This is a genomic window from Actinomycetes bacterium (genome assembly GCA_036510875.1).
GTDB lineage: Bacteria > Actinomycetota > Actinomycetes > Prado026 > Prado026 > DATCDE01.
The window spans coordinates 25069-33242 of sequence record DATCDE010000218.1 but is presented as its reverse complement, the minus strand read 5'-3'; the positions used below and the strand labels follow the sequence as shown (position 1 = coordinate 33242).

Genomic DNA, 8174 nt, shown 5'->3' with positions numbered 1-8174 from the left:
GCTGGCCGCCGCCTACAGCGAGCAGCCGACCAGCACCGGCTCGGCGGCCAGATCGACCCCGTAGGCCGCGCGAACCCCGGCGCGGATCTCCCCGGCCAGGGCGAGCAGGTCCGCGGTGGTCGCCCCACCGGGGTTGGTGAGCGCCAGGGTGTGCTTGCCGGAGATCCGGGCCGGGCCTGGCCCGTAGCCGCGGCCGAAGCCCGCGTGCTCGATGAGCCAGGCCGCCGAGGTCTTGACCCGCCCGTCCGGCTGCGGGAAGCGGGGGGCCGCCTCGGGCAGGGCGGCCGCCTCGGCCGGGCTGAGCAGCGGGTTGGTGAAGAAGGAACCGGCGCTGGCGGTGTCCGGGTCGTCGGCGTCCAGCACCATCCCCTTCGACCGGCGCAGCGTCAGGACGGCGGCCCGCGCGTCGGCCAGCGGCGCCGTGGCCCCGACCGGCACGTCCAGCGCCATGGCCAGCTCGGCGTAGCGGACCGGCTGCGCGGCGGCCGACCGGCTCAGCCGGATCGTCACGGCGAGCACCAGGTACCGCCCCGGGGCCCGCTTGAGGGCGCTGTCCCGGTAGCCGAACCCGCAGGCCGCGGCATCCAGCTCGACCACCTGGCCGGAGCCACGGTCCAGCGCCCGCACCCCGGTGAGCACGTCGGCGACCTCCTGGCCGTAGGCGCCCACGTTCTGGATGGGGGTGGCGCCGGTGCACCCGGGGATGCCCGAGAGCGCCTCGACGCCCGACAGCCCGTCGGCTACGGCCCGCGCGACCACGCCGTCCCATGGCTCCCCCGCCGCCACGACGACCCGGACGTGCTCGCCGTCGCCGGTGACGCTCATCCCCCGGGTGCCGAGAGCCACCACCGTGCCGTCGAAGCCGGCGTCGGCGACCACGAGGTTCGAGCCGCCGCCCAGGACGAGCACCGGTTCGCCGGCCCGGTCGAGCCGACGGACCAGGTCGACCAGCTCGGGCTCCTCGTCCACCTCGACCAGCCGCCGGGCCGGGCCGCCCAGCCGCAGCGTGGTCCGGCCGGCGAGCGGGACGCCGGTGAGCTCGCGCACCGCTCGGTCAGGCGAGCCGGACGGTCGCGCGGGCCTGTCCGAGCACCTTGTCGCCGCCGACCGTGGCGGTGAGCTGGACGACGACCCGGCCGTCGTCCAGCTTCTCGGTCACGACCCCGGAGACGTCGAGCCGGGTCCCCACCCCGTCGTCCGGGACCACCACGGGCCGCACGAAGCGGACGCCGTACTCCACGACGGCCCCGGGGTCACCGACCCAGTCGGTGACGACCCGCCCGGCCTCGGCCATGGTCAGCATGCCGTGCGCGATGACGTCGGGCAGCCCGACCGCCGTGGCCACCTTCTCGTTCCAGTGGATGATGTTGAAGTCGCCGGAGGCACCCGCGTACATGACCAGGTTGGCCCGCTGGATCGGGAAGCTGAGCGGCGGCAGCACGGTGCCGACCTCGACGCTGTCGTACACCACGACGGCGGTCATGCGCCCTCCCCCTCCTGCGTGGCGACCGCCGTGCCGCGGGAGACCACGCTGCTGTAGATGTCGGCCACCGGCTCGCCGTCCAGGGTGCTCACCGCCGTCCTCGTGGTCAGCACCTCGTTGCGCCCGGCCACCCGGATGTCCTCGACGCTGCTGACGACCCTGAGCACGTCGCCGGCGTGGACCGGCCGGTGCGCCACGAACCGCTGCTCGCCGTGGACGACGCGCGAGTAGTCCAGGCCCAGGGCGGGGTCCACCATCGGCGAGTCGACGACGTACCGGAAGGACAGCACCGTCAGGAAGGTCGGCGGGGCGACGACGTCGGGGTGGCCGAGGGCCCGGGCCGCCGCCGGGTCACGGTAGGCCGGGTTCGGGTCCCCGATGGCGTCGGCGAACCGCCGAATCAGCTCGCGGGAGACCTCGTAGGGCTCGGCAGCCGGGTACTCGCGGCCGACGAAGTCGGCGTTGAGCGGCATCACATGCCGCCGAGACTGCCGCCGGTGACCGGGATGGTCACGCCGGTGACGAAGTCGGAGTCCGGGGAGACGAGGAACGCATGGACGTTGGCGATGTCCTCGGGCCGGCCGGCCCGCCCGAGCGCGGTCATCATGACCGCCATCTGGCGCATCTGCTCGGGGACGCCGAGCTCGGCGCCGTCCTCCTTGGGCGCGGTGAGCCGGGTCTCGGTGAAGCCGGGCGCGACGGCGTTGACGTTGATCCCGAACGGGCCGAGCTCGCGGGCCAGGGTCTTCGTGGTCGAGATGATCGCGCCCTTGGCCGCGGCGTAGTTGTACTGGCCGGCGTTGCCGGCCAGGCCGGTCAACGAGGAAGTGAAGGTGATCTTGCGGTTGTAGCGGACCGCCCCGAGCTCCTTGATCTCCGCCTTGGCGACCTCGCGCAGGTACGGCATGGCGGCCAGCGTGGTGTGGAACGACGTCTTCAGGTTGACGTCCATGACGAAGTCGAAGACCTCGTCGTCGAGGTTGTGGAACATCTTGTCCCGGGTGATGCCCGCGTTGTTCACCACGATGTCGAGCTTGCCGAACCGCTCGACCGTGCTCGCGGTCAGCTGCTTGGCCGCGGCCAGGTCCACGGTGTTGTCCAGGCTGACCGCCGCCTCGCCGCCGGCCTGCGCGATCAGCTCCGCGGTCTCGTGGGCGGGCTCGGCGTCGACGTCGTTGACCACCACGCGAGCACCGTCCGCGGCCAGCCGCAGCGCCGTGGCCCGGCCGATCCCCCGACCTGCCCCGGTGACGATCGCCACCTTGTCGTCCAGACGTCCCATCGACCCGGCTCCTCCCGCTCGTCCTGCCCTGAGGTGGTCAGGACGCTAACGCACGTCAGGACCGCACCCCGAGACGGGGGCGGCCCTGACGGGACGGACGTTGGGCGCCGGCGACGGCCGAGCGCTGTGCGCTACTTGGTCTCCTTGTGGACCGTGTGCGTCTTGCAGGTCGGGCAGTACTTCTTCAGCTCCACCCGATCGGGGTCGTTGCGCCGGTTCTTCTTGGTGATGTAGTTACGGTTCTTGCACTCCTGGCAGGCCATGGTGATCTTCGGGCGGACGTCGGTCTTGGCAGCCACGGGACGGCCTCTTCCTGCTCAGGTGACTTCTCGGCGGACATGTCAGGTTAGCCCCCGATTCCCGGTGAGGAAAATCGGTCGGTCTGGTAGCGGAGGCCGGACTCGAACCGGCGACACAGCGATTATGAGCCGCTTGCTCTGACCACCTGAGCTACTCCGCCTGGCGACCGCCCGGCCGGAGCCGGGCAGCCTTGGTGCTTGGAGCCCCAATACGGAATCGAACCGTAGACCTTCTCCTTACCATGGAGACGCTCTGCCGACTGAGCTATTGGGGCGAGCGGACCGAGGGTACACAACCTCCGCGGCGGAGCGGAAATCCCCCCGGTGTGGGCGGTCGGTCACCCGACGTACGGCCGCTCCCGACGGAGCTCATCGCGGGCGATGGAGCGGCGGTGGACGGCGTCCGGGCCGTCCGCGATCCGCAGCGCCCTGGCCCAGGCGTAGAAGTAGGCCAGCGGGGTGTCGTCGCTGATGCCGGCACCGCCGAACACCTCGATCGCCCGGTCGATCACCGCGGTGGCCATGGCCGGGGCGGCCACCTTGATGGCGGCGATCTCGGTCCGGGCGCCCTTCGCTCCGTAGACGTCGATCAGCCAGGCGGTCTTGTAGACGAGCAGCCGGGTCTGGTCGATGTCGATCCGCGACTGCGCGATGAGCTCGCGCACGACGCCCTGCTCGGACAGGTGCTTGCCGAACGCGACCCGGGACTTGGCCCGGTCCACCATGAGCGCCATGGCCCGCTCGGCCATGCCGATGAGCCGCATCGCATGGTGGATCCGGCCGGGGCCGAGCCGGGCCTGGGAGATCACGAACCCGTCGCCCTCGCCGGCGATCAGGTTGGTCGCCGGGACCCGGACGTCCGAGAACAGGATCTCGGAGTGCCCGTGCTGGTCCTGGTAGCCGAACACCGGCAGGTGCCGCTCGATGGTGAGGCCGGGGGCGTCGCGCGGGACGAGAATCATGGACTGCTGACGGTGCAGCTCGCCGTCCGGGTCGGTCTTGCCCATGACGATGAAGACCTGGCAGCGCTCGTCCGCGGCGCCGCTGGTCCACCACTTGCGCCCGTTGACGACGTACTCGTCGCCCTCGCGGCGGATCAGCGTGGTGATGTTGGTGGCGTCCGAGCTGGCGACGTCCGGCTCGGTCATGGCGAAGCCGGACCGGATCTCGCCCGCCAGCAGCGGCTCGAGCCAGTCCCGCTTCTGCTCGGGCGTGCCGAAGAGGTGGAGCACCTCCATGTTGCCGGTGTCGGGGGCCTGGCAGTTGATCGCCTCGGGGGCGATCACCGGTGACCAGCCGGAGATCTCGGCGACCGAGGCGTACTCGAGGTTCGTGAGGCCGGACACGTCGGGCAGGAACAGGTTCCACAGCCCGCGCCGCCGGGCGGACTCCTTCAGCTCCTCCATCACGGGCGGAAGCTCGTGCGGGCCCTGCTCGGCGAGGTAGCGGGCGTAGACGGGCTCCGCGGGGAACACCTTCTCCCGCATGAAGTCCCACATCGCCGCAGAGGTCTCCTCCGCCTTCGGCGACAGCGCGAAGTCCATGGCCACCCTCCGGTTCCTCGGGGCGTCGGGCGCCCCGGCACCAACCTAGGCCGTGATCAGCGCCCTCTCCACACCGGCGTCCGCTTCTCGGCGAACGCCGAGGCGCCCTCCCTGGCGTCGTCGGACTGGAAGACCGGCCCGGCGACCTCCTGCTGCCGGGCCCACCCCTCCACCGTGGACCAGTCGGCGCTGGACCGTGCGATGCGCTTGGTCGCGGCCACCGCGAGCGGCCCGTTCGCCGCGATCACCCGGGCCAGTTCGAGCGCCCCGGCGAGGGCGCCACCCTGCTCGGTGACCCGGTTGACCAGGCCGATCTCGGCGGCCCGTCGGGCAGTGATGAGGTCCCCCGTGAGCAGCATCTCGAGCGCGACGGCCAGCGGGACCCGGCTCGGCAGCAGCAGGGCCGCGCCTCCGGCCGCTACGAGGGAGCGCTTGACCTCCGGGACGCCGAGCCGAGCGGTCTCCGCGGCCACCACCAGGTCACATGCGAGCAGCAGCTCGAACCCTCCGGCCACGGCCCAGCCCTCCACGGCACCGATCAGCGGCTTGCGCGGCGGGGTGATGGTGATCCCGCCGAGGCCGCGGCCCTCGACGGTCGGGCTCTCGCCGTTGAGGAAGGCCTTCAGGTCCATCCCCGAGGAGAAGGTGCCCCCAGCCCCGGTCAGGATGCCTACCCACAGGTCGTCCGACGCGTCGAGCTCGTCCACCGCCGCCGCGATACCAGCGGCCACGGCCGCGTTCTGGGCGTTCCTCACCTCCGGCCGGTTGATCGTGATCACCTGGATGCCGTCGAGCCGCTCGACCAGGACCTCGTCCGCCATGACCCCTCCCGATGGATGCTGATGGATGTGGCTAGTCCGCGAGCCGGTGCACCGCATGGGCGTCCACAAGGGCCTGGATCTCCTCGGCCGTGAAGCCCCAGGCCTCGAGCGCTGCGTCCGTGTCCTGCCCCGGCTGCCGCTCCGGCGTCGGCGGCAGGCCCGGAGTGCGGGAGAAGCGGGGCGCGACCACGGGCTGCGGCGACCCGCTGACGTCCGCGAAGACCCCCCGGGCGGCCAGGTGCGGGTGCGCTGGTGCCTCGGTCAGGCTGAGGACCGGGGCCACGCAGGCATCCGTCCCGGCGAAGTGGTCGGCCCACTCGTCCCTCGTCCGGGTGGCGAAGACCGCGGCGAACCGCTCGCGGTGGTCCGGCCAGTGCCGGACGTCGAGCTGGTGACCCTCGAGCTGCCCGGTCAGCCCGAGCCCGGCGAGCAGCGCCGCGTAGAACTGGGGCTCGAGCGCCCCCACCGCCACGTGCCTGCCGTCCGCGCACCGGTAGGTGTCGTAGAACGGCGCTCCCCCGTCCAGCAGGTTGGCCTGGCGGGCGTCCTGCCAGAGCCCCGCCCCCAGCAGGCCGTAGACCATGGTCATGAGGGACGCCGCGCCGTCGACCATCGCGGCGTCGACGACCTGGCCGCGTCCGCTGCGGCTGCGCTCGAGCAGCGCCGACAGGACGCCCACGACGAGGTAGAGGGCGCCGCCGCCGAAGTCGGCCACCAGGTTGACCGCCTGCATGGGCTTGTCCGGGGTGCCGATGCTGTGCAGGGCGCCGGTGATCGCCGCGTAGGTGATGTCGTGCCCGACCGTGGGGGCGAGCGGTCCGTCCTGGCCCCACCCGGTCATCCGGGCATAGACCAGCCGCTCGTTGCGGGCCAGACACTCCTCGGGGCCGACCCCCAGCCGTTCGGTGACCCCGGGGCGCAGGCCCTCGACCAGCACGTCGGCCCGCTCGACCAGGCGAAGCACCACGTCCCGGCCCTGCTCGGTCTTCAGGTTGACCGCGACGCACGGCCGGCTGCGGTGCAGCCCGGTGGCCGAAGCGGCGGCCAGCCCGCCGCCCCCCGGGCGGTCCACCCGCACCACGTCCGCGCCGAGCTCGGCCAGCAGCAGGCAGGCGAAGGGCGCCGGGCCGATGCCGGCCAGCTCGACGACGCGGACTCCGGCCAGCGGGCCACGGGACACAGACATGGCCCCAGGCTAGAGGCGGGTCACACGTCGGTGACCCGAAGCCCCGCGTGCGCCTTGTACCGGCGGTTGACGCTGATCAGGTTGCAGGTGAGCGCCTCGACCTGGTGCGCGTTGCGCAGCCGCCCGGCGTAGACCCCGCGCATGCCCGGGATCCGGCCGGCCAGCTCGCTCACCAGGTCGGTCGCCGCGCGGTCGTCACCAAGGACCAGCACATCGGTGTCCAGGGACGCGACCGCAGGGTCGTCCAGCAGCACGGCGCTCACGTGGTGGAAGGCGGCGACGACATGGCTGTCCGGCAGCAGCGCCGCGGCCTGCTGGGCCGCCGAGCCCTCCTCGACCGGAAGCGGGAAGGCTCCCTGGGCGTCGAAGCCCATCGGGTTCACGCAGTCGACGACGACCTTCCCGGACAGGCCGGGCGCCAGCTCGGCGAGCAGCTCTCGGTGGCCGTCCCAGGGCACGGCGACGACCACCACGTCGCCGAGGCGCGCCGCTGTAGCGTTGTCGGCGCCCGTCACCGAGCCGCCGGTTGCCGCGGCCAGCTCCCGGGCGGTCGCCTCGGCGCGCTCCCGGCTCCGGCTGCCGATGACGACGGACAGGCCCGAGGCCGCGAAACGTCGGGCCAGCCCCCGCCCCTGCGGGCCGGTCCCGCCCAGCACGGCGACGGTCTGGCTGTCCAGCGGACTGGTCACGGGGCCTCCACGGGCGTCAGCGCGGTGCCATCCGGATGGCGCCGTCGAGGCGGATCGTCTCGCCGTTCAGCATCGGGTTCTCGACGATGTGCGCCACCAGCGCCGCGTACTCCGTGGGGTTCCCCAGCCGGGACGGGTGGGGAACCTGCGCGCCGAGGGACGCGATCGCCTCCTCGGGCAGCGTCTGGAACATCGGGGTCAGGAACAGGCCCGGCGCGATGGTGTTCACCCGGATCCTGTGCTGGGCCAGCTCACGGGCGATCGGCAGGGTCATCCCCACGACACCACCCTTGGACGCCGAGTACGCCGCCTGGCCGATCTGGCCCTCGTACGCCGCGACGGAGGCGGTGTTGACGATGACGCCCCGCTCCTCGCCGTCCGTCGGTGTCGAGGCGATCATGCGGGCGGCGGCGAGCCGGATCACGTTGAAGGTGCCGATCAGGTTCACCTGGATGACCTTGCTGAAGACCGACAGCGGGAAGGGACTGCCGTCCTTGGCCACCACCCGGGCGGCCGTCCCGATCCCGGCGCAGCTCACCACGACAGCGAGGTCGCCCAGGGCGCTCGCGGCGTCGACCGCGGCCTGGACCTGGCCCTCGTCGGTCACGTCCGTGGCCGCGAAGACCACCGACTCGCCGAGGTCCGCGGCCAGCTGGTTCCCCTGGGAGGTCGGCAGGTCGACCATGACGACCTTCGCGCCGCCCGCAGCCAGCCGCTGCACGGTCGCCAGCCCCAGGCCGGACGCGCCCCCGGTGACCAGCGCGACCTTGTTCGTGACGTCCATTCCCACCCCTGCCTTCGCTCAGTGACCGGGCCCGCGTACCTGCCGAGCATGTCACCACCCCGGACACGCCGAAGGCCCCGGCCCGC

At 72.7% G+C, this 8174-nt stretch carries 10 protein-coding genes and 2 tRNA genes; all 12 read right to left on the bottom strand.

Annotation, left to right across the window (positions count from 1 at the left end; all coding sequences use genetic code 11):
• Positions 1-12 precede the first annotated feature (12 nt).
• The 12 genes from VIM19_12795 to VIM19_12740 all read right to left on the bottom strand — a co-directional run bounded on the left by VIM19_12795 (position 13) and on the right by VIM19_12740 (position 8088).
• Complete coding sequence (locus VIM19_12795) at positions 13-1047, bottom strand: UDP-N-acetylmuramate dehydrogenase (protein ID HEY5185753.1); 1035 nt, start codon at positions 1045-1047, stop codon at positions 13-15.
• A gap of 7 nt (positions 1048-1054) precedes the next feature.
• Positions 1055-1483: a MaoC/PaaZ C-terminal domain-containing protein gene (locus tag VIM19_12790; GenBank protein ID HEY5185752.1), complete on the bottom strand. Its 429-nt coding sequence runs from the start codon at positions 1481-1483 to the stop codon at positions 1055-1057.
• Complete coding sequence (locus VIM19_12785) at positions 1480-1956, bottom strand: MaoC family dehydratase N-terminal domain-containing protein (protein HEY5185751.1); 477 nt, start codon at positions 1954-1956, stop codon at positions 1480-1482. The genes VIM19_12790 and VIM19_12785 overlap by 4 nt, the downstream gene beginning before the upstream one ends.
• Positions 1956-2765, bottom strand: a complete 810-nt coding sequence (locus VIM19_12780) for a glucose 1-dehydrogenase (GenBank protein HEY5185750.1) — start codon at positions 2763-2765, stop codon at positions 1956-1958. Before VIM19_12780 ends, VIM19_12785 begins: the two co-directional genes overlap by 1 nt.
• Positions 2766-2896: 131 nt before the next feature.
• Complete coding sequence (gene rpmG / locus VIM19_12775; GenBank protein ID HEY5185749.1) at positions 2897-3028, bottom strand: 50S ribosomal protein L33; 132 nt, start codon at positions 3026-3028, stop codon at positions 2897-2899.
• A gap of 120 nt (positions 3029-3148) precedes the next feature.
• Positions 3149-3225: transfer RNA gene (locus VIM19_12770), tRNA-Met, on the bottom strand.
• A gap of 38 nt (positions 3226-3263) precedes the next feature.
• Positions 3264-3339, bottom strand: a tRNA-Thr gene (locus VIM19_12765).
• A 63-nt stretch (positions 3340-3402) separates the two neighbouring features.
• Positions 3403-4608 (bottom strand): acyl-CoA dehydrogenase family protein, encoded by a 1206-nt coding sequence (locus VIM19_12760; protein HEY5185748.1) that lies wholly within the window; start codon positions 4606-4608, stop codon positions 3403-3405.
• 56 nt (positions 4609-4664) lie between these two features.
• Positions 4665-5429, bottom strand: coding sequence for a crotonase/enoyl-CoA hydratase family protein (locus VIM19_12755; GenBank protein ID HEY5185747.1), 765 nt, complete (start codon positions 5427-5429; stop codon positions 4665-4667).
• Positions 5430-5460: 31 nt separating this feature from the next.
• Positions 5461-6615 carry a CaiB/BaiF CoA-transferase family protein gene (locus VIM19_12750; GenBank protein ID HEY5185746.1) on the bottom strand — a complete coding sequence of 385 codons (1155 nt, stop codon included), beginning with the start codon at positions 6613-6615 and terminating at the stop codon, positions 5461-5463.
• A 20-nt stretch (positions 6616-6635) separates the two neighbouring features.
• Positions 6636-7304 carry an NADPH-dependent F420 reductase gene (gene npdG, locus VIM19_12745; GenBank protein HEY5185745.1) on the bottom strand — a complete coding sequence of 223 codons (669 nt, stop codon included), beginning with the start codon at positions 7302-7304 and terminating at the stop codon, positions 6636-6638.
• A 16-nt stretch (positions 7305-7320) separates the two neighbouring features.
• Complete coding sequence (locus VIM19_12740; GenBank protein HEY5185744.1) at positions 7321-8088, bottom strand: 3-hydroxyacyl-CoA dehydrogenase; 768 nt, start codon at positions 8086-8088, stop codon at positions 7321-7323.
• Positions 8089-8174: the final 86 nt, after the last annotated feature.

Excerpts from the sequence above, each read along its gene's own strand:
- VIM19_12785 (HEY5185751.1), bottom strand. The coding sequence starts at position 1,956 with ATGCCGCTCAACGCCGACTTCGTCGGCCGCGAGTACCCGGCTGCCGAG.
- rpmG (HEY5185749.1), bottom strand. The coding sequence starts at position 3,028 with ATGGCCTGCCAGGAGTGCAAGAACCGTAACTACATCACCAAGAAGAAC.
- VIM19_12755 (HEY5185747.1), bottom strand. The coding sequence starts at position 5,429 with ATGGCGGACGAGGTCCTGGTCGAGCGGCTCGACGGCATCCAGGTGATC.
- VIM19_12750 (HEY5185746.1), bottom strand. The coding sequence starts at position 6,615 with ATGTCTGTGTCCCGTGGCCCGCTGGCCGGAGTCCGCGTCGTCGAGCTG.
- VIM19_12740 (HEY5185744.1), bottom strand. The coding sequence starts at position 8,088 with ATGGACGTCACGAACAAGGTCGCGCTGGTCACCGGGGGCGCGTCCGGC.
- VIM19_12780 (HEY5185750.1), bottom strand. The coding sequence starts at position 2,765 with ATGGGACGTCTGGACGACAAGGTGGCGATCGTCACCGGGGCAGGTCGG.
- VIM19_12760 (HEY5185748.1), bottom strand. The coding sequence starts at position 4,608 with ATGGACTTCGCGCTGTCGCCGAAGGCGGAGGAGACCTCTGCGGCGATG.
- VIM19_12790 (HEY5185752.1), bottom strand. The coding sequence starts at position 1,483 with ATGACCGCCGTCGTGGTGTACGACAGCGTCGAGGTCGGCACCGTGCTG.